Annotated in this window: 20 protein-coding genes; 13 read left to right on the top strand and 7 right to left on the bottom strand. The window is 63.1% G+C overall.

Features of this window, described 5'->3' with window-relative positions:
• The first annotated feature begins 1 nt into the window (after position 1).
• The 5 genes from ACR0JC_RS17185 (at position 2) to ACR0JC_RS17165 (ending at position 3,320) form a co-directional block, all read left to right on the top strand.
• Complete coding sequence (locus tag ACR0JC_RS17185) at positions 2–757, top strand: F0F1 ATP synthase subunit A (protein WP_093965215.1); 756 nt, start codon at positions 2–4, stop codon at positions 755–757.
• Positions 758–826: 69 nt separating this feature from the next.
• Entirely contained in the window at positions 827–1,051 is a 225-nt protein-coding gene (locus ACR0JC_RS17180; RefSeq protein ID WP_005981269.1) for a F0F1 ATP synthase subunit C, read from the top strand.
• Positions 1,052–1,137: 86 nt separating this feature from the next.
• Complete coding sequence (locus tag ACR0JC_RS17175) at positions 1,138–1,689, top strand: F0F1 ATP synthase subunit B' (RefSeq protein WP_170343394.1); 552 nt, start codon at positions 1,138–1,140, stop codon at positions 1,687–1,689.
• Positions 1,690–1,694: 5 nt separating this feature from the next.
• A complete protein-coding gene (locus tag ACR0JC_RS17170; RefSeq protein ID WP_093965218.1) occupies positions 1,695–2,255 on the top strand; it encodes a F0F1 ATP synthase subunit B in 561 nt (186 codons plus the stop codon).
• Between the two features lie 129 nt (positions 2,256–2,384).
• Positions 2,385–3,320: a glycosyltransferase family protein gene (locus ACR0JC_RS17165; RefSeq protein ID WP_170343395.1), complete on the top strand. Its 936-nt coding sequence runs from the start codon at positions 2,385–2,387 to the stop codon at positions 3,318–3,320.
• Between the two features lie 15 nt (positions 3,321–3,335).
• On the opposite strand, the gene ACR0JC_RS17160 is transcribed toward ACR0JC_RS17165, so the two are convergent.
• The gene (locus ACR0JC_RS17160) at positions 3,336–4,181 is read right to left on the bottom strand and encodes an ATP-grasp fold amidoligase family protein (protein WP_170343396.1); all 846 of its coding nucleotides are present in this window, start codon (positions 4,179–4,181) and stop codon (positions 3,336–3,338) included.
• 67 nt (positions 4,182–4,248) lie between these two features.
• Between ACR0JC_RS17160 and ACR0JC_RS17155 the strand changes: the two genes are divergently transcribed.
• A complete protein-coding gene (locus tag ACR0JC_RS17155) occupies positions 4,249–5,604 on the top strand; it encodes a glycosyltransferase (RefSeq protein ID WP_367646429.1) in 1,356 nt (451 codons plus the stop codon).
• Positions 5,605–5,617: 13 nt separating this feature from the next.
• Here the strand turns inward: ACR0JC_RS17155 and ACR0JC_RS17150 are convergent, their stop codons facing one another.
• On the bottom strand, positions 5,618–6,394 hold the full coding sequence (locus ACR0JC_RS17150) for an FCD domain-containing protein (protein WP_170343398.1): 777 nt from the start codon (positions 6,392–6,394) through the stop codon (positions 5,618–5,620).
• Positions 6,395–6,553: 159 nt separating this feature from the next.
• On the opposite strand from ACR0JC_RS17150, the gene ACR0JC_RS17145 reads away from it, so the two are divergent.
• From ACR0JC_RS17145 to ACR0JC_RS17125, 5 genes are all read left to right on the top strand, one after another.
• Complete coding sequence (locus ACR0JC_RS17145) at positions 6,554–7,747, top strand: aminotransferase-like domain-containing protein (RefSeq protein ID WP_170343399.1); 1,194 nt, start codon at positions 6,554–6,556, stop codon at positions 7,745–7,747.
• 44 nt (positions 7,748–7,791) lie between these two features.
• Entirely contained in the window at positions 7,792–8,196 is a 405-nt protein-coding gene (locus ACR0JC_RS17140) for a hypothetical protein (protein WP_170343400.1), read from the top strand.
• 137 nt (positions 8,197–8,333) lie between these two features.
• Positions 8,334–11,789: a chromosome segregation SMC family protein gene (locus ACR0JC_RS17135; RefSeq protein WP_170343401.1), complete on the top strand. Its 3,456-nt coding sequence runs from the start codon at positions 8,334–8,336 to the stop codon at positions 11,787–11,789.
• Positions 11,790–11,843: 54 nt separating this feature from the next.
• Positions 11,844–12,206 carry a hypothetical protein gene (locus tag ACR0JC_RS17130; protein ID WP_170343402.1) on the top strand — a complete coding sequence of 121 codons (363 nt, stop codon included), beginning with the start codon at positions 11,844–11,846 and terminating at the stop codon, positions 12,204–12,206.
• 45 nt (positions 12,207–12,251) lie between these two features.
• A complete protein-coding gene (locus tag ACR0JC_RS17125) occupies positions 12,252–12,749 on the top strand; it encodes a P-loop nucleotide/nucleoside kinase family protein (RefSeq protein WP_170343403.1) in 498 nt (165 codons plus the stop codon).
• Positions 12,750–12,753: 4 nt separating this feature from the next.
• Here the strand turns inward: ACR0JC_RS17125 and ACR0JC_RS17120 are convergent, their stop codons facing one another.
• The 3 genes from ACR0JC_RS17120 to cobD are packed head-to-tail and all read right to left on the bottom strand — an operon-like array spanning position 12,754 to position 15,814.
• Positions 12,754–13,917 carry a lytic murein transglycosylase gene (locus ACR0JC_RS17120; protein WP_170343404.1) on the bottom strand — a complete coding sequence of 388 codons (1,164 nt, stop codon included), beginning with the start codon at positions 13,915–13,917 and terminating at the stop codon, positions 12,754–12,756.
• 14 nt (positions 13,918–13,931) lie between these two features.
• A complete protein-coding gene (cbiB, locus tag ACR0JC_RS17115) occupies positions 13,932–14,852 on the bottom strand; it encodes an adenosylcobinamide-phosphate synthase CbiB (RefSeq protein WP_170343405.1) in 921 nt (306 codons plus the stop codon).
• Positions 14,849–15,814 carry a threonine-phosphate decarboxylase CobD gene (gene cobD, locus ACR0JC_RS17110; protein ID WP_170343406.1) on the bottom strand — a complete coding sequence of 322 codons (966 nt, stop codon included), beginning with the start codon at positions 15,812–15,814 and terminating at the stop codon, positions 14,849–14,851. Before cobD ends, cbiB begins: the two co-directional genes overlap by 4 nt.
• 182 nt (positions 15,815–15,996) lie before the next feature.
• Between cobD and ACR0JC_RS17105 the strand changes: the two genes are divergently transcribed.
• A complete protein-coding gene (locus ACR0JC_RS17105) occupies positions 15,997–16,359 on the top strand; it encodes a response regulator transcription factor (RefSeq protein WP_170342693.1) in 363 nt (120 codons plus the stop codon).
• Here the strand turns inward: ACR0JC_RS17105 and ACR0JC_RS17100 are convergent.
• Positions 16,341–17,330 (bottom strand): glutathione S-transferase family protein, encoded by a 990-nt coding sequence (locus tag ACR0JC_RS17100; RefSeq protein WP_170343407.1) that lies wholly within the window; start codon positions 17,328–17,330, stop codon positions 16,341–16,343. The genes ACR0JC_RS17105 and ACR0JC_RS17100 overlap by 19 nt on opposite strands.
• Positions 17,331–17,544: 214 nt before the next feature.
• On the opposite strand from ACR0JC_RS17100, the gene ACR0JC_RS17095 reads away from it, so the two are divergent.
• A complete protein-coding gene (locus tag ACR0JC_RS17095; RefSeq protein ID WP_093965240.1) occupies positions 17,545–17,898 on the top strand; it encodes a hypothetical protein in 354 nt (117 codons plus the stop codon).
• Between the two features lie 20 nt (positions 17,899–17,918).
• On the opposite strand, the gene ACR0JC_RS17090 is transcribed toward ACR0JC_RS17095, so the two are convergent.
• The gene (locus ACR0JC_RS17090; RefSeq protein ID WP_170343408.1) at positions 17,919–19,091 is read right to left on the bottom strand and encodes a MalY/PatB family protein; all 1,173 of its coding nucleotides are present in this window, start codon (positions 19,089–19,091) and stop codon (positions 17,919–17,921) included.
• Positions 19,092–19,158: the final 67 nt, after the last annotated feature.

Genomic DNA, 19,158 nt, shown 5'->3' with positions numbered 1-19,158 from the left:
CGTGGCGACCGAGACCACCGCAGCAGAAGGCAGCAGCCTGGTTTTCCATCCGATGGACCAGTTCATCGTCAAGCCGCTTTTCGGCGGTGAGATGGCTTGGTACACGCCCACCAACGTGACCCTGTGGCTGTTCTTCGCGGTTCTGGCCATCATCGGCCTGCTGGTGCTGAGTACCTCGAAGCGCGCCATCGTCCCGACCCGCATGCAGTCGATCGCCGAGCTGGCCTACGGCTTCATCTACAAGATGCTGGAAGACATCTGTGGCAAGGAAGGCGTCAAATACTTCCCCTATGTCATGACCCTGTTCATGTTCATCGTCACCGCGAACTTCCTCGGCCTGATCCCGACCTCGTTTACCACGACATCGCATTTCGCGGTCACCATTCCGCTGGCGCTGGCCGTGTTTCTGACCGTGACCGTTCTGGGCTTTGTCAAGAACGGTGCTGGGTTCCTCAGCCTGTTCTGGGTGTCCAGCGCGCCGCTGGCGCTGCGCCCGATCCTGGCGATCATCGAGCTGATCTCGTACTTCGTGCGCCCGGTCAGCCACTCCATTCGTCTTGCAGGTAACGTCATGGCCGGCCACGCTGTGATCAAGGTTTTCGCCGGCTTCGCCGCGGTCGCCGTGATCTCGCCCGTATCGGTTCTGGCGATCACCGCAATGTACGGCCTCGAGGTCCTGGTGGCCTTCATCCAGGCCTACGTATTCACCATTCTGACCTGTGTTTACCTGAAGGACGCTCTGCATCCGCATCACTGATCAGGGGCGACCCTGAGCACAGGAACGATAACCCAAAATCGAAACTTCCAATTCGTAAGGAGATACATCATGGAAGGCGATCTCGCACACATCGGCGCAGGCCTGGCAGCAATCGGTTCCGGCGCGGCCGCAATCGGGGTGGGCAACGTGGCCGGCAACTTCCTGGCCGGCGCTCTGCGCAACCCTTCGGCGGCTGCTTCGCAGACCGCAACCCTGTTCATCGGTATCGCATTCGCAGAAGCCCTGGGGATCTTCGCATTCCTGGTCTCGCTGCTGCTGATGTTCGCCGTATAATCTGCGGAACCTGATCCTTACGCGCAGGTGGGCCCAAGCCATAGCGGCCCACCTGTTGTAAAGACAACGTTCCGACGGAGGACATCATGGCGACAGAACCCATAGCTGCAGAAGCAGTCGGCAAATGCGTCGATTCCCATGGCTCGGCCATCGGGATGCCGCAGCTCTGCTTCGATTGGTTCCCCAACCAGATCTTCTGGCTGGTCATTACGCTGGTCGTCATCTTTCTGGTCCTGTCCCGCGTGGCCCTGCCGCGCATCGCGGCGATCCTGGCCGAGCGTCAGGGGACCATTACAAATGACCTGGCTGCGGCCGAAGACCTGAAGGCCAAGGCGGTCGAGGCCGAAGAGGCCTACAACAAGGCGCTGGCCGATGCCCGTGCCGAGGCTCAGCGGATCGCAGCCGAAGCGCGCGCCGAAATCCAGGCGGATCTGGATGACGCGATTGCCAAGGCAGATGCGGAAATCGCGGCCAAGGCGGCAGAATCGGAGAAGGCAATTGCCGAAATCCGTGCCGGAGCGCTGGAAAGCATTCAACAGGTTGCCAACGATACGGCGGCCGAACTGGTGACTGCGCTGGGCGGCGAGGCGGATGCCAAAGCCATCAGCAGTGCCGTCAGCGCACAGATGAAAGGATAAGTGACATGCGGAATACACTTGCTCTTATCCTGACCGCAGGCTTCGCCAGCCCGGCGCTGGCCGCAAGCGGCCCGTTCTTCTCGCTGGCGAACACCGACTTCGTCGTGACGCTGGGCTTCATCGTATTCATTGCGGTCCTGTTCTATTTCAAGGTTCCGTCGATGATCGGTGGGGCGCTGGACAACCGCGCCGAAGGGATCAAGGCCGAGCTGGACGAAGCCCGTGCCCTGCATGAAGAAGCGCGCAGCCTGCTGGCCTCATACGAGCGCAAGCAGCGCGAAGTGCAGACTCAGGCCGAAGCCATCGTGGCCGCGGCGAAGGAAGATTCGGTTCTGGCTGCCGAACAGGCAAAGGCGGATCTGGAGAAATCTATCGCGCGTCGTCTGGCTGCCGCACAGGATCAAATCGCATCGGCCGAGGCCTCGGCGGTGAAGGAAGTGCGCGACCAGGCTGTTACTGCGGCCGTTGCGGCGGCCAAGTCCGTGCTGGCCAAGCAGATGACTGCGGCGCAAGCCAACAAGCTGATTGACTCGGCGATCTCCGAGGTCGGTGACAAGCTGCACTGAGCTGTTCGGCGTGAGCCAATCTCAATTTCCAAAACCCGAAAGCTACCTGCTTTCGGGTTTTTTGCTTGTAGCCCGTGTCATTGTCTGTTGATTCAGGGCAGTCAGCTTGTGGCGTTTCGGTGAGGTACGATGACATCCGGACATACCAAGATTGTTGATCCTGCGCCTGTGTGCGTGTTCGCATTCAACCGACCCGAACATACGCGGCGGACGTTGGACGCCCTGGCCCAATCGCCCTTGGCCGCGTCGACATCCTTGACCGTATTCATCGACGGTCCCCGCAATGATGCCGAAAAGCCGATTGTTGACGCTGTTGCGCAGGTCGCCGAAACGCAGCAGGGCTTCGCAAGTATCGAGCTGCGCCGACGTGACCGGAATGCAGGGCTGGCCGTATCGATCGAGGAGGGTGTTTCGCAGATGATGGCCGAGCATGGCCGTGCGATCATTCTCGAGGATGATATCCTCACTTCGCCAGCCTTTCTCCAATATATGAACCTTGCTCTTGAGCGTTACAAGGATACCCCAGATGTCTGGCATATAGCCGGGTACAATGAGGATATTCCGCAGAACAGAGGCTCGAACCATGCGAGTCTGTGGCGGTTCATGAGTTGTTGGGGCTGGGCGACGTGGGCTGATAGATGGACCCATTACTCGCGCGATCCGGACGAGTTGGTCAGTCTGTTTACGGATGAAGACATCCACCGTTTCAACCTGGACGGAGCAAATGACTTCTGGGCTCAGGTTCTTGCCAATAAGAGTGGGGAACTGAAGACTTGGGCCGTGTTCTGGTACGCCACGATCTTCCGCAATAGGGGGCTTTGCTTGTCCCCCCAATTCTCCTACGTCGAAAACATCGGATTTGACGGCTCTGGCAGTCATGGCGTGGTCAACAGCTCGTATGGCCGAGCGGGTCTGAACACCTCGATAGATCCGATATGGCCGGCCAAGACTGTTGAAGACGCCGCGGCGCTGGGGCAGTTGAAGGACTATTATACCCGTAGGCCTTCGTTGCACCGGCGTCTTGCCCGAAAGCTGCGAAAACTTACCCGCAAGCTGTTTGGGTAATGAACCGATTGACAGTCAGGTCTCGTCGAAAATCAGTCGAGAAAGCGCTTTCTCATCGTCAAGGCTGAGAAATCTGTCGTTGGCCCCCCAGTGGCAATGGGTGATTTCACCGACCAGTAGGGTTTTGTCGTCGATGTAGAAGTCGATCCGCACAAAGTCGAATGGCGCCGAGAGCTTTTCCGCGACCTCCAGCATTTCCTGCAGAACGAGAGGGCGGTCAACGGTGGGTTTGTCTATCCCGTAGGGGGACAGCTCGATCGGAAGGAGCGACCAGTTGGTGTCGTAGAGCTGACGATAGAAGGCCACGTTGCGGTCGTTGACGTAAAGGATACAGCGAGCCTTGCCCTTCCAGCAAAAGACTTTGAAGTCGTGCACGTCATGCCCCTGAAACAGAAGAGGTTCAACGATCAGTTTCCCGGTCAAGTCGCGATAGTTCCGTTCCCGCGCAGCATAGTAGTAGTTGCCGGTAAGCTGTTCTGCCAACGCGGCCCGGTCCGGCTGCGCCCCGCCTTGCAGGATCGTCACGCCGCCGCAACCATGCGTTGGCTTTATGACGCATTCTTCGGGAAAGTCGAATTTGTCGATATCTTCCTTGTTGCGCAGCACGGCAATCGTGGGGACGTTGTATTTCGCTCCTGCACGTTCCGCGATGAATTCCTTTGCCAGTTCCTTGTCTGTTGTTTTTAACCGCAAGGGCGACACGATTTCCGGCCCTGACTTGAGGCGGTAGAGCACATCGTTGAAAAGCATGCGCTTGCCGGGCCACCGGTCGTGCTGCGTGAAGAAATGGTGCCAGTAGAACCACCTGTCGCCTCTGTCCGAATAGGGAAGCCTTTTGGCGATCGGACGGGCGATAGCCATGTACAGTTTGCGGCGGATGAGTTTTAGAAACGAGAGCATGTATCCAGTGACTTTGGCGTCTTAAGGGTTGTGTCTGCTATGCGGCACAGTAGACAGTGTTGCAAGTGTTCCCGCTGAATTCGCAAAAATACGGCGTTGTCGGTTGGATCAATCCAGATTTGGGGCATCAATTCAGGCACAAGAGTTGGAACGCGTAAATCACATCAGTTTCAGTAGTTCTGAGGGGGGCGCGGCGATTGCGGCGCACAGGCTGCATATGGCCCTGAACGCCAGCGGCGTGAATTCGATCATGACCGTTGCGCGAGGTCAGGAAGGGCCGGGCATCACGACGTTCAAGCCGACCAAGGGTCTGGGACGAATGATCCAACGGGAAATGGCGCGCAGTATCCGGCGCCGGCATGAAGCGGATTTCTCGGGTTTGATTTCGCTGGGTCAGGTCCGTTCGGGTTTGGCGCAGTACCTGAACAAACAGCCCTCGCAAATTCTGAACCTGCACTGGGTCAATTCGGATCTGATGTCGATCCGCGAGATCGGAAACCTGTCTCATCCGGTTGTATGGACTATGCATGACATGTGGCCGTTCTGTGGGGTGGAGCATTACTCTGAGGGCGATGACTGGAAAAACGGCTACGCGACCGAGCAGGATAGCCGAGCGAGCAGGCTGAACCGCCGTGTTTGGAAAACAAAACAGCGGTTTTGGACGCGGCCTTTCCATCTTGTTGCACCCAGCCGCTGGCTGGCGGATTGCGCCCGGCAAAGCGCCTTGACGCAGGAATGGCCCGTTTCAGTCATTCCCAACGCAATCGACACCGACGTCTGGCGCCCCACCGACCGAGACGCGGCCAGAGACCGATTGGGTCTGCCACGCGATTCTGCTGTCATCGGTTTTGGGGCCATGGGGGGCGACAGCGATCCGCGCAAAGGATTTCGGCACCTCAAGGAAGCTTTGTCGATTCTGAAACAGGAAAGATCTGATATCCGCGTTCTGATATTCGGCGCGGATGCGCATGAGGTAGATCTGCCCTTTCCGGCTCATTTCACTGGACAACATTCAGTGCCCGAGGAACTGCGGTCTGTTTACGCGTGCGCGGACGTTTTTGCGTTGCCGTCCCGACAAGACAACCTACCCAACACCGGCGTCGAGGCGCTTTCTTGCGGTATTCCGATCGTCGGGTTCAAGATCGGCGGATTGCCCGATCTGGTCCCGAACCCCGGGTGCGGGCGGCTGGCCGAGCCGTTTGATGCGCGGGACTTGGCGGATTGCCTAAAGGGGGTGATCGATGATCAGCGTTCCTGCCACGTTCAAGGACAGAAGCGCGACGGGAATGCCGCGCGCAAACATGCCCTGCAGAGCTACGCGATGCCAATCGTGGCCGAGCAGTACAGGCGCCTTTATGAAACGCTGGGGTCGAAGGCACAGTGAGAGGCGGAGGGCCTCAACCGTCCGAGTTGCCAACCTCATGTTCCAGCCGCTGCCGCGCGATCAGTTCGTTGCGCCGGGCCTTCTGCTGGTCTTCCATGCAGCGTTCGACAAAGCTAAGATGCTGTTCCACCGACTGCCGGGCGGCTTCGGGGTCGCGGGCCTGAAGGGCTGCGTTGATCGCCCTGTGCTGGTTCAGGATTGCATCTCGCGTCGTGCGCTGGTGGAACATGATCTGGCGGTTGTAGAACACCCCCTGCCGCAGCAGATCGAACATCGACCGCATCATGTGCAGCATCACCACGTTGTGGCTGGCCTCGATGATCGCCATGTGGAACTGCGCGTCCAGATGGGCCTCGTCATCGGCCGCGTTGCGGGCATGGGCGGCCTCCATCTTGTCGAAAATCGCCTGGATCACTTTCAGGTCGCTGTCCGAACCCAGCCGCGCGGCGCGTTCGGCCGCCAACCCTTCCATGTCGCGCCGGAACGACAGGTAATCGAACACGGCCTCGTCATGGCTGCTGAACAGACGGATCAGCGCCGGCGAAAAGGCCGAGCCCAGAACCTCGGCCACATAGATGCCTGACCCGGCCTTGGCGGTCAGAAGGCCTTGCTCCTGCAGTTGCGAGATCGCCTCGCGCAGCGACGGGCGCGACACGCCCAGCCGATCGGCCAACTCGCGTTCGGACGGCAGGCGCTCACCAGGGCGCAGGATCCCGCGCAGGATCAGCAGCTCGATCTGTTTGACGACGGCCAGGGACAGTTTCTCGGTCTGGACTTTCTGAAAGGGCATCGGATCATCGCTGAAAATTGGTCAAATCATATGACCACACATGCCCGGCCCGCGCAAGAACGGGCCGCGATCACATTGGCTGAAACACTAGGTCAGCATTATTGACTTTAAGCGCAGGGGTCATAGCGTCAGTCCGACCCAGCGGAGGAGGCTCGGCCCATGCACCAGTTATTTGCAACGCGCGCCGCGCGAATGAAGGCGTCTGAAATCCGCGAATTGCTGAAACTGCTGGATCAACCCGGCATCATTTCCTTTGCCGGCGGCATCCCCGACCCGGCGCTGTTTCCGGCCGAGGCCTTTGCCCACGCATTCCAACAGGCGCTTGGCGCCGACAGCCGGGCGCAGGCGCTGCAGTATTCCGTATCCGAAGGGTATATGCCGCTGCGGGAATGGATCGCCGGCCACATGCGCCAGATCGGCATCGACTGCGGCCCCGACGACGTTCTGATCACCTCGGGCTCGCAGCAGGCGCTGGACTATCTGGGCAAGCTGTTTCTGTCGCCCGGCGACACGGCGCTGGTTGGATGGCCGACCTATCTGGGCGCCTTGGCGGCCTTCAACGCCTATGAGCCGCGCTTCGACCGGTTGCGCGCAGGCGGCATCGCGGGCGCGGCGCAATACCGGGCCGCGGCGGGGTCGGGGGCGGTCAAATACGCCTATCTGTCGCCCGACTTTGCCAACCCGACCGGCGAGACCGTCGATCGGCAAGGGCGCGAGTCCCTTCTGGATCTGGCCGAGGAGTTGGACTGCGCCCTGATCGAGGACGGCGCCTATCAGGCCCTGCGCTATGACGGGCAGGCGATACCGCCGGTCCTCGCTCTGGAACTGGCGCGGAAGGGCGATCTGCAAGCCTGCAGGACGATCTATTGCGGCAGTTTTTCCAAGACTCTGTCGCCCGGGTTGCGGGTGGGGTGGGTCGTGGCGGCGCGGCCCGTCATCGCGCAGCTTGTGCTGATGAAACAGGCCGCCGACCTGCATTCGGCCACCATCAACCAGATGGCCGTGCATCAGGTGGCCCAAACCTGTTTCGACAGCCACATCCCGAAGGTGCGCGCAACCTACCGTGCGCGCCGCGACGCGATGCTGGCGGCGTTGGATCGGCACATGCCCGAAGGTGTGCACTGGACCCGGCCCGAGGGTGGCATGTTCATCTGGCTGACCCTGCCGCCCGGATCAGATGGCGCGCAGTTGCTGGCCCGCGCGCTTGAGACGGTCAAGGTCGCCTTTGTGCCCGGACAGGCCTTTCATCCCGATGGCAGCGGTGCAAACACGATCCGGCTGAGTTTCTCCAACTCGGACATGGCCACGATTGCCGAGGGTATTGCCCGGTTGGGCACGGTCCTGCGCGGCTGAGCGCGGGAAAGCTTTCGTTAACCATTTTGCCGCAAAACTGCGGCATGATCCGGTTCCTCGCTTTGCTGTTGCTGGCCGGTTGCTCGGCCGGCACGCCCCATTTCCGCGACCTGCCCGCAACCCGCGTGGCCGTGAACGGCAGCGTGTTCGACGTGCGCCTGCGCGGTGACCTGGCCGAGGCGGTCCGCGTCAACAGCCAATATGCCCCGCGGCTGGGGCCGATCCGGGATCGGGCCGCATTGGCCATGGCGCAGGTCTCGGGCTGTCCGGTCGCCGACGTGTTGGGCGATGCGGCGGTGACCGTGGGCATCCTCGCTTGCGACCGCAGGGCGTCGGACCGGCTGTTGCTGGCTGCGGTCACGCCGACCAACTATGAATGCATTGACTTCGGAACCTATGACAGCGGGTCGGACAACGGGTACCAGGTGTTCGAGTGTTCGCCGTATTGACTCTGGGCATTTCCGCCCAAATCAGCAAGATATTGTGGATAACTCGGCCCAATATCCCATATCCTGCGCAACTTCGTTGACTCGCGGGCCTTCCCTTGTCCAGACTTTCAGGGAACGGGAATCATGGAAATCGGCCTTTGCGCTTCACCAAACTCAAACTCACCGGCTTCAAAAGCTTCGTCGACCCGACCGATCTGATCATCGCGGACGGGTTGACCGGTGTGGTGGGGCCCAACGGCTGCGGCAAGTCCAACCTGCTCGAGGCGCTGCGCTGGGTGATGGGCGAGAACCGCCCCAAATCGATGCGCGGCGGGGCGATGGAGGACGTGATCTTTGCCGGTGCCGCCACCCGTCCGGCGCGCAACTTCGCCGAGGTTGTCCTGACCATGGACAACTCGGAACGTCTGGCCCCGGCCGGGTTCAATGACAGCGATCAGATCGAGATCGTGCGCCGCATCACCCGCGACGTGGGCAGCGCCTACAAGGCCAACGGCAAGGACGTGCGCGCCCGCGACGTGCAGATGCTGTTCGCCGATGCCTCGACCGGCGCGCATTCACCCGCTCTGGTGGGGCAGAACCGGATCGCCGAGCTGATCAACGCCAAACCCCGCGCCCGCCGCCGCATTCTGGAAGAGGCCGCCGGCATCTCGGGCCTGTACCAGCGCCGGCACGAGGCCGAACTGAAGCTCAAGGGCACCGAAGCCAACCTGACCCGCGTCGATGACGTGCTGGAACAGTTGGGCACCCAGTTGGCGCAGCTGGCGCGGCAGGCCCGTCAGGCCGCGCGGTATCGTGAGATCGGCGAGCAATTGCGCCAGGCCGAGGGCATGTTGCTGTATCGCCGCTGGAAAGAGGCCGACATGGCCCGCCAGCAGGCCGAAGAGCGTCTGTGCGACCGCACCACCGAAGCCGCGCGCGCCGAGGCCGAGGCCCGCGCCGCCAGCGCGAAACGTGCCGAGATCGAAGAAACCCTGCCGCCGCTGCGCGAGGAGGAGGCCATCGCCGCCGCCGTCCTGCAGCGCCAGCAGGTACAGCGCGATCAGCTGTCCGATCAGGAAACCCGCGCGCGCCAGACCATCGAAACCCTGACCGCCCGCATCCAGCAACTGGGCCGCGACATCGAGCGTGAAACCGGTTTGAACCGCGACGCCGGCGAGATGATCGAACGGCTGGAATGGGAGGCCCGCGAACTGGCCAAGGCCGCCGAGGGCCATGACGACAAGCTGGCCGAAGCCGCCGAAATCGCCCGCGAAGCCGCCGCGGTTCTGCAGGAGCGCGAGGATCTGCTGGCGCAGGAGACCGAGGACACCGCCCGCCTGGTCGCGCGTCACCAATCGGCGCAGCGCCTGGTCGAGGACAGCCGCAAGACGCTGGCACGCTCCGAGGCCGAAGAGGAAAAGGCCCGCGCAGCTGTTGCCGAGGCCCGCGCCGCCCTGACCCGCGCCGACGAAGCGTTCGAGGCCGCGCATGTCGCCGAGGAAGAGGCGCGCGAGGCCGCCGAAGCCGCCGAAGAAGCGCTGGCCGCCGCCGACGAGCTGCGCGGTGAAACGCAGGCGCGCGAGGCCGAGGCCCGTGCCCAACGCTCCGAGGCTGAGGGAGAGTTGGGCGCGATCCGGGCCGAGACCACCGCGCTGGCCAAGCTGGTCGAGCGCGACACCGCCGAGGGCGGGCAGGTGCTGGACCTGCTGCGGGTCGAGCCGGGCTTTGAAAAGGCGCTGGGGGCTGCGCTGGCGGATGACCTCCGCGCCCCGCTGGTCGAAGGCGATGGCCCGTCGGGCTGGGTGCAGGTGCCGGGCTATGATGCCGATCAGCCCTTGCCGGACGGGGCCGAGCCGCTGGCGCTGCACGTCTCGGGGCCGGACCGCCTCAGCCGTCGCATCGCGCAGATCGGCCTGATTGACGCGGATCAGGGCGCGCGGCTGCAACCCTTGCTGAAACCCGGCCAGCGGCTGGTATCGCGCTCGGGCGATCTGTGGCGCTGGGACGGGTTCCGCGCCTGGGCAGAAGATGCCCCCAGCGCTGCGGCGCTGCGGCTCGAGCAGCTCAACAAGCTTGAGGCGCTGAAACAGCAGCTGGCGCAGGTCGAAGCGCAGGCCGATGGCGCTCGCGCCGCGCATGAGGCCCTGTCGCGGCAACTGGCCGAGGTGACCGAGGCCGACCGTCGCGCCCGAGAAGCCCGCCGCGCCGCCGATCAGCGCATGGCCGAAGCCGCCCGCGCGCTCAGCCGGGCCGAGGCCGACCGCAACCTGGCGCAGGGCAAGCTGGAGAACCTGACGCTTGCGGTCGACCGCCATAAGCAGGATGCGATGGCGGCCCGCGCCCAGCTGCGCGAGGCCGAGGCCGCTCTGGCCGAGCTGGGCGATCTGGACACCGCCCGCGCCCGGGTCGAGGACATCAAGCAGACGGTCGAGGCCGCGCGTATCACCATGCTGACGCACCGCTCGACCCATGACGAGCTGCGCCGCGAGGGCGAGGCCCGCACCCGCCGCGCACAGGAGGTGGCCAAGGACCTGAGCGGCTGGAAACACCGTCTGGAAACAGCCGAGAAGCGCATCGCCGAGCTGGCCGAGCGCAAAGCCAGTTCCGAGGAAGAGCTGACCGAAGCGATGGCCGCGCCCGCCGAGATCGCCGAGGCACGCGAAGAGCTGAACGAGATGATCGAGGCCGCCGAGGCCCGCCGCGCCGAGGCCGCCGACAAGCTGGCCCAGGCCGAAGCGCTGCAACGCGAGGCCGTGCTGGCCGAGCGCGAGGCCGAGCGCAAGGCCTCGGAGGCGCGCGAAGCCCGCGCCGCGGCCGAGGCGCGGTTCGAGGCGGCCAAGGAAAGTGTCGCCGCCGCTGCCGAGCGCATCGCCGAGGATCAGCAACTGACCCCGAACCAGTTGTTGAACCAGCTGGACGTGAACCCCGATGACATGCCCGCCGCCGATGCCCTGGAAGCTGAGGTGAACCGCCACAAGCGCCAGCGTGACGCGATGGGTGCGGTGAACCTGCGCGCCGAGGAGGACGCCAAGGAGGTTCAGGAGGAGTTCGACACGCTCAACAGTGAAAAATCCGATCTGGAAGAGGCAATCAAGGCGCTGCGCAGCGGCATCGCCAGCCTCAACCGCGAGGGCCGCGAGCGTCTGCTGACCGCCTTCGAACAGGTCAACGCGAACTTCGCCATGCTGTTCAAGCATCTGTTCGGTGGCGGCGAGGCCAACCTGGTGATGGTCGAGAGCGACGACCCGCTGGATGCGGGGCTCGAGATCATGTGCCAGCCGCCGGGCAAAAAGCTGTCGACTCTCAGCCTGCTGTCGGGCGGGGAACAGACTCTGACCGCCACCGCGCTGATCTTCGGCGTGTTCCTGGCTAACCCGGCGCCGATCTGCGTTCTGGACGAGGTCGACGCACCGCTGGACGACGCCAACGTGACCCGGTTCTGCGATCTGCTGGACGAGATGTGCCGCCAGACCGACACGCGGTTCCTGATCATCACCCACCACGCGGTGACCATGGCCCGGATGGACCGTCTGTTCGGCGTGACCATGCAGGAACAGGGCGTCAGCCAACTGGTCTCGGTCGATCTGAAGAAGGCCGAGCAGATGGTCGCCTGACCGCTCACCGCAACGTTATTCCGCGATCGGGCCGGGCCGGGCTAGGCTGGCTGCATGAAACACCTGTTGCTGATCGCCGCGGCCTGCGCCGCCTCGCCTCTCTGGGCTGCCGAATGGGCCACCCGCCCCGGTGATACCCCCCTGAGCCCCGCTGAACTGGACGCTTTGGCCGGGCGAACGCTGACCTTCTATGACGACGGGCAGTCGAAATACTCGGCCGGTGGGGCCTATTCCTATACTTATTCGGCGGTCAATGGCGGCGGAACGGCCTTCGGAACCTACTCGATCGCCGCTGATGGCAGCATCTGTGTGCAGTACCGCAACGGGTTCGACCGCTGCGATCTGTACGTGCGCAACAATGGCCGGTTGATCCTGATCACCGAAAAAGGCGAACGTTACCCGGTGCGACCCGAATGATCGTGGCCTGCCCTTCACCCGCCGTGCCCAACCAGGAACCGACCGATGACCCGACCCGCTCCGACCCTGCACATGCTTTGCGGCAAGATCGCCGCGGGAAAATCGACGCTTGCCGCCCAGCTCGCGAGGCAGCCCGGCACAGTTCTGATTTCCGAGGACGCCTGGCTGAAGCCGCTTTTTGCCGATCAGATGGTGACAGGTGCCGACTATCTGCGCTGTTCCACGCGTCTGCGGGCGGCGATGGGTCCGCATGTCACGACTCTGCTTGAGGCGGGCATGTCGATTGTTCTGGATTTCCCAGTCAACACGGTCGAAACCCGCGCCTGGATGCGCGAAATTCTGGATCAGACCGGTACAGCGCATCAGATGCATGTGCTGACCACGCCCGACGCTGTCTGCCTGGCCCGATTGCAAGCACGAAACGCAGCGGGCAACCACGCCTTTGCCGCGACCGAAGAACAGTTCCGTCGGTTTTCCAGGCATTACGCCGTACCGACGCCTAAGGAAGGATTCACGCTGGTGTTCCACGACCCAACGGATTGAGCGGCTAGAGCCGGTTCAGCAAGTCAGCCGTCGGCCATGCGTCCGCAGGCAGTCCCAGCCGGGCCTGTTCAGCCTGTACTGCAGCGCGCGTTCCGGCCCCCAGGATGCCGTCGATCTTGCCCACGTCGTGGCCGCGCGCCTGCAGTTTCGCCTGCAGCTGTTTCATCTGGGCACCGGTCAGGCCCGGATCGGGGTTGCCCGCGGCATAAACCTGTGCGCCCTCGAGGCGCGTTCCGAAATAGGCCGCGGTCATGACGTAGACAAAGCTTTGGTTCCACTCGAAATAGACATCGAAATTCGGATAGGCCAGAAAGGCCGGCCCCTTGCGCCCCTGCGGCAGGATCAGCGAGGCTGGCAGGTTGGCCAATGACCCGCTGCGCGCCTGCACGCCCATCGCCCGCCAGTCCGAGACCAGGCGCGGTTTGCCAGGCCCGCTCAGCGACCAGTCCATCTGTGCGGGCACGGTGACCTCCTGCAGCCAGGGCTGACCGGACTGCCAGCCCAGATGAGACAGCATCTTGCCCCCGGACATCAGCGCGTCGGGGGCCGAGGTTTTCAGCCGCACATGGCCGTCGCCATCACCGTCCACGCCGTTTTCCAGAATGTCACGGGGCAGCATCTGCACCATGCCGATCTCGCCCGCCCATGCGCCGGTGGTGCGGTTCGGGTCGAAATCGCCGTTCCGGAACAGCTCGATCGCGGCAAAGATCTGCGGCCGGAACAGCTCGGGGCGGCGGCAATCATGGGCCAGCGTCACCAGCGCATTGCGGGTGTTGAAATCGCCCTGGAACGCGCCGTAATCCGTCTCGAACGCCCAGAAGGCCAGCAGGACCCCGCGCGACACACCGTATTCTGCCTCGATCCGGTCGAACACGGCATCGTATTGCTGCGCCATCGCCTGGCCGCGCCTGATCCGGTCCTGCGAGATCAGGCGTCGCGAGAATTCGATGAACGGTTTTTGGAAGACGCCCTGCGCGCGATCGGCCTTCAGCACCTTGGGGTCCTGCTGCACACCGTTGAAGAACGCATCGACCGTGGCCGCGTCGAAGCCTTGTTGTGCCGCTTCGGCCTTCAGTCCGCGAACGAAGGCGTTGAAGCCGCCGCCGCATTGGGCAAGGGCCGGGGCGGCGAACAGGCAAGCGGCCACAAGGCCCGAGACAAAGCGCATGACGAAAACCATCCTCAGAAAACCGTGTTCAGACCAACCCACACCGTCAGCCCCGCCAACGCAAGCCCCCAAACCTGCCAAAGCACTCCGCATGCGCGGAAAACCTCCGTTGCGCCGATCGTGCGCCGGGCTTCGCCGTTGACCCAGGCCAGATCGCGCATCTGCCCGTCATAGCTGCGCGGCCCGGCCAGTGCCACGTCCAGCGCGCGGGCCATGGCGGCCTCGGGCCAGCCGGCATTGGGCGAGATGTGGCGCTGCGCGTCCGCCACTATGGCTCGCCATTGGCGCCACTGTCCCGATAGGGCCACGATCATCAGGGAAGTCAGCCGTGCCGGGATCAGGTTCAGCAGATCGTCCAGCCGAGCGGCGGCCCAGCCGAAGTCTCGGTACGTGTCGTTGCGGTAGCCGATCATGCTGTCGGCGGTGTTCACCGCCTTGTAGACCAGGAGCCCCGGCAAGCCGCCCAGCAGGAACCAGAAGGCCGGGGCGATCACCCCGTCGCTGAGGTTCTCGGCGGCGCTCTCGATGGCCGAGCGCGCCACCTGTGCCTCGGTCATCTGCGAGGTGTCGCGCGACACGATCATTGCCACCGCCGCGCGCCCCTCGGGCAGGGATTGCCGCAGCGCGACGCCCACGGCGCGGACATGCGCCACCAGAGAGTTCTGTGCCAACAGGATCGCGCAGACCACGACCTCGACCACCCAGCCAAGCGACCCCAGCGCCGTGCCGACCACCCAGCCGCCCAGGACCAGCAGAAGGGCGACGAACACGCCCTTGGCGCGTCGATGCTTGCCGTGATTCAGGCGGCGGTCCAGCCAGGCGATGGCGTTGCCCATCAAAACCGCCGGGTGCCGCAGGCGCGACCACAGCCAGTCGGGCTCGCCCAATGCGGCGTCCAGCAGCATCGCCAGGGCCAGCGTCAGGGCGGTGCTCACAGCGCCGCCTCGAGCCGCGACCAGCCATGCTCGGGCGGCAGGCCCAGCCGCAGGAACCGATCGGAATAGGGGAAGATGCGACTCCAGATATGGGCCTGTGCCAGCCGGTCCTGCCAGGCGGCGGCATCGTCCACTTCGTACAGGCGGAACAGCGTGGTGCCGCCGACCAAATGCGCGCCCTTGCCGGTCATCAGCGTATCCAGCCGTTCCGTATCACGGGCCAGTCGCGCGCGCGTGGTTTCAGCCCAGGTCGTGTCATTCAGGGCCTGCGCGCCGATGCGCAGGGCCGGGCCGGACACCGCCCATGGACCGGTCAGATCGTTCAGCCTCGCGATCAGGTCGGGATGCCCGATGGCAAAGCCCAGCCGCAGGCCCGCAAGACCCCAGAACTTGCCAAAGCTTTTCAGGACGATCACGCCGGGGCGCTCGGACAGGCTGATCAGCGAGGCATCGGGCGTCACGTCGCAAAAGCTTTCGTCGATCACGGTCAGCGGCGCATCGGCGTCCTTAGCCTGCCAGATTCGGCCGTCGGGGTTGTTGGGATGCACGATCACCCGCGCCTGCGTCGGGCCGCCGGGCTGCACCGTCCAGCCCTGCGCGGCAAAGGCAGCGGCATGTTCGTTGTAGGTGGGCGTGGTGATCTGGACCGCACCAACGGGGGCCAGCGCCGGGATCCGCGCGATCAGGGCCGAGGCCCCCGGTGCGGGTAGGATTGCCGCGCTCTCCGGCACACCCCAGAAGCGACGGGCCGCATTGCTCAGCCGGGCAAATGCCCCGTGATCCGGCAGGGCGGTCCAATCCTCAGACGTAAGGTCCGCCACAGGATAGGGGTGTGGGTTGATACCGGTCGACAGGTCGATCCATTCCGTTCGCGCGCCGCCATGACGGGCAATGGCGTCGTCCAAACCTCCGCCGTGGTCACGCTTGCCGCGCGGGTTCAAGTCGTCAGTGCGGTCAGTCATGCCGGAATCGTCCAAAACGCCGAAATTACCCCGCTTCAAGCGGATTTACGCCGTTTTTACAAGCAAATCCGGTTCCTTGAAGAGCGCTGGGGCGACCGTTAACCCTTTGTTAACGAAATAACGTGATCACAGCTTATGGGGGTCGGCACCACTCACCTTATCAAGTGCCGAGGTTGTTGCAAATGAAAGTTCTGATTGTTGAGAGTAACCCCGACCTGGGTCGGGTCTGGCAGCGGCACCTGGAACGGCAGGGGGCTGAGGTTTCTCTGGTCGAAAGCCAGGAGGCAGCGATCCTTGCACTGTATGGCACGCCCTTCGACATCATAATCTTGGACCTGGTTCTGGATTCAGGCAGCGCGTTGGCGGTCGCCGATTTCGCCAGCTATCGCCGCCCGGATGCCCGGGTGATCTTCGTCACCAACACAACGTTCTTTTCCGACGGATCGATCTTTGCGCACAGCCCCAACGCCTGCGCCTATGTCCAGAGCGGAACGCCGCCCGAGGATCTGGCGGCGATGGTCGAACACTACGCCGCGGGGCGTTGATCGCGTCCGTGCGGCTCCCAATAGTCCAGGGTGGGGTTGATCGGGATGATCCGGTGCGGATTGATGCTGTCGTGACTGTAGTGATAGTGCCGCACGATATGGTGCATGTTTACCGTGCCCGCCACGCCCGGCCATTGATACAGTTCGCGCGTGTAGGCCCACAGGTTGGGATAGTCGATCAGCCGCCTGCGGTTGCACTTGAAATGCAGGTGATAGACCGGGTCGAACCGGATCAGGGTCGTGAATAGGCGCCAGTCGGCCTCGGTCAGGCGATCCCCCATCAGGTATCGGTGCGTGGACAGCCGATCTTCCAGCCAATCCAGCGTGTCGAACAGGGGGTGCACGGCCGCGTCATAGGCCTCCTGCGAGGTGGCAAAGCCGGATTTGTAGACGCCGTTGTTCACGTTTGAGTAGACCCTCGCATTGACCTCTTCGATCGCGTCGCGCATCTCGGCGGGCCAGTAGTCGTCGGTGTTGCCAGTGATTTGGTCGAAGGCCGAATTGAACATGCGGATGATTTCCGAGCTTTCGTTCGACACGATGGTCTCTTGTACCTTGTCCCACAGGATGGGCACCGTCACCCGGCCCGAGTAGTTCGGGTCGGCGCGTGTGTAGACCTGATAGGCATAGTCTAGCCCATACAAAGCATCGCCGGTGGCGCCGTGATCGTCGGTCTGGAAAGTCCAACCGTGGTCCAGCATGTCCGGATGAACCACCGAGACGGTGATCAGGTCCTGAAGTTCCTTGATCTGGCGGAAGATCAACGTCCGATGTGCCCAAGGGCAGGCCAGGCTGACATACAGGTGATATCGCCCGGCTTCGGCCTTGAAACCGTCCTTGCCGGAGGGACCTGCATTGCCATCGGCCGTTATCCAGTTTCGAAACTGGGCAGCCGAACGTTTGAACGCTCCGCCGGTGGATTTCGTGTCATACCAGGTGTCGTGCCAGGTGCCGTCGACCAACAGGCCCATCTTGGATCCTCCGTTTCCGTCTCCGGACAAAGCTTAGTGCGACAGCGCCGCAGTTCACATCGCCGAAGGCGCGCAGCATCTCTGCGCAGTCGCACAGTGCCACCCGGGATGTCTGTGCAACAAATCGCCCACAGATCCGCGTCAACGGTCGGGCTTCACTGGATTTTTACGAAGATACCCCCACAATAGATGGCATAGCTTGGGGGGAATTTTGATGAGTACTTATGTTTCCAAGGAAATTAGCGCCGAATTGGATGCGGCCCGAATCGCATCGCTCAAAAAGTCCAGCCGCCTGCGGGTGGAAATGGGCGACAATACCTACAGAATCCTCAAATTGTGGAAGGATGGTTTCGCCGTCGAGGCCGAGACAACACCGCGTCTGCGTGGACTGGTCGATATTTTTGATGGCGCCAACCACCTGTATCAATGCCTGATCGTCGCTGACGAGGAAGACGGCGGCCAGATGCGATATGAGTTCAAGCGCAGCACCGTCGCGGCGGACAAGGCGCCACTGGATTTCTATCGCGCGCCGGATGCCCCAATCGCCCTTCTCGGCAAAGACGACTAGGGCAGATCGTTCACGCGGCCTTATTGAAGGTCGGAAAAAGCAAGTTTCAAACGGGCGCACGCGTCCTCGACCCGCGCCCGCTGAGTAGCGAGATTGAACCGTTCGAAGGTCTCGCCTCCCGTTCCAAAACCTGGGCCGGATGACGTTGCGATCCGCGCATCATCGCGCAAACGGCGCACGAATTCGGCGTGATCCATGCCGGTGCCCGAGAAATCGACCCAGGCCAAGTAGGTTGCCTGCAAGGGCATCGACCACAGACCGGGGATTTCGGAGATCGCAGCATCGAATATCGCGCGGTTGCCCTTCAGGTGGTCGATCTGGGCATCCACCCATTCGGCGCCTTCGGGCGTGTAGGCAGCGGTGATCATCGCCACGCCAAGTGCGCTGGGGTCATAGTCCAACGTGTTCAGCCGGTGACGCATCTGCGCCCGCAACGTGTCGTCGGGAATGATCATGTTACCGGTGCGCTGGCCTGCGATGTTGAAGGTCTTGGACGCCGCAGTCAGCGTCACCGTCCAGGGCCGTGCATCCGGCGCGGCCACGTCCATCGGCACGAATTTGTGCCCCGGATAGACCAGATCATGATGGATCTCGTCCGAGACCAGGATCAGCCCGTTGCGTTCGGCAAAGGCCGCCACCGCACGCAGCTCGTCCGGTGTCCAGACCCGCCCCGACGGGTTTTGCGGCGAACACAAGATCAACATCCGTTCCGACCCGTCCAGCCGCGACTGAGCGTCGTCCAGGTCGATCTCATAGGTGTCGCCGGCCCGCACCAAGGGGCATTCGACCACCCGGCGGCCAGTCTTGTTCACCTTATGCGCAAACTCGTGGTAGACCGGCATGAAGATCACGACCCCGTCCCCCGGCTCGGTCCACACATCGAGGCTCAGCGCGATGGCGTTGCCCAGACCTTGCGAGGTCAGGATCCAATCGGTGTCGATCGCCCAGTCGTGACGGTTCTGCATCCACCACTGCACCGCCTGCAGATAGGCCGGGTGCTGCCAGGAATAGCCGAACACCCCGTGATCGGCCGCGCGGCGCACCGCCTCGATCACGCAGGGCGCGGTGGCATAGTCGGAATCGGCGGTCCACATGGCCAGCCCGTCCTCGGGCGAGACGCCGAACAGCTGCTCCATCTTGTCCCATTTCGAGCTGAAGGTGCCCCGGCGGTCGATCAGGTCGTTGAAAGTCATGTCTGCTCCATTCGTTGACCCGAAAGCTATCGGGAAATTCGCCCGGCGCAAGGGGGGCGTTGCGGCC

Source organism: Ruegeria sp. CH5 (assembly GCF_056537025.1).
Note: the sequence above shows the minus strand (reverse complement) of the source record. Positions and strands in the feature narration are given on the sequence as shown.

Coding starts and splice junctions, on each gene's coding strand:
- ACR0JC_RS17175 (WP_170343394.1), top strand. CDS start 1,138: ATGGCGACAGAACCCATAGCTGCAGAAGCAGTCGGCAAATGCGTCGAT.
- ACR0JC_RS17160 (WP_170343396.1), bottom strand. CDS start 4,181: ATGGCTATCGCCCGTCCGATCGCCAAAAGGCTTCCCTATTCGGACAGA.
- ACR0JC_RS17130 (WP_170343402.1), top strand. CDS start 11,844: ATGAAACACCTGTTGCTGATCGCCGCGGCCTGCGCCGCCTCGCCTCTC.
- ACR0JC_RS17095 (WP_093965240.1), top strand. CDS start 17,545: ATGAGTACTTATGTTTCCAAGGAAATTAGCGCCGAATTGGATGCGGCC.
- ACR0JC_RS17105 (WP_170342693.1), top strand. CDS start 15,997: ATGAAAGTTCTGATTGTTGAGAGTAACCCCGACCTGGGTCGGGTCTGG.
- ACR0JC_RS17090 (WP_170343408.1), bottom strand. CDS start 19,091: ATGACTTTCAACGACCTGATCGACCGCCGGGGCACCTTCAGCTCGAAA.
- ACR0JC_RS17120 (WP_170343404.1), bottom strand. CDS start 13,917: ATGCGCTTTGTCTCGGGCCTTGTGGCCGCTTGCCTGTTCGCCGCCCCG.
- cobD (WP_170343406.1), bottom strand. CDS start 15,814: ATGACTGACCGCACTGACGACTTGAACCCGCGCGGCAAGCGTGACCAC.
- ACR0JC_RS17170 (WP_093965218.1), top strand. CDS start 1,695: ATGCGGAATACACTTGCTCTTATCCTGACCGCAGGCTTCGCCAGCCCG.
- ACR0JC_RS17100 (WP_170343407.1), bottom strand. CDS start 17,330: ATGGGCCTGTTGGTCGACGGCACCTGGCACGACACCTGGTATGACACG.
- ACR0JC_RS17125 (WP_170343403.1), top strand. CDS start 12,252: ATGACCCGACCCGCTCCGACCCTGCACATGCTTTGCGGCAAGATCGCC.
- ACR0JC_RS17165 (WP_170343395.1), top strand. CDS start 2,385: ATGACATCCGGACATACCAAGATTGTTGATCCTGCGCCTGTGTGCGTG.
- ACR0JC_RS17150 (WP_170343398.1), bottom strand. CDS start 6,394: ATGCCCTTTCAGAAAGTCCAGACCGAGAAACTGTCCCTGGCCGTCGTC.
- ACR0JC_RS17145 (WP_170343399.1), top strand. CDS start 6,554: ATGCACCAGTTATTTGCAACGCGCGCCGCGCGAATGAAGGCGTCTGAA.
- ACR0JC_RS17140 (WP_170343400.1), top strand. CDS start 7,792: ATGATCCGGTTCCTCGCTTTGCTGTTGCTGGCCGGTTGCTCGGCCGGC.
- ACR0JC_RS17180 (WP_005981269.1), top strand. CDS start 827: ATGGAAGGCGATCTCGCACACATCGGCGCAGGCCTGGCAGCAATCGGT.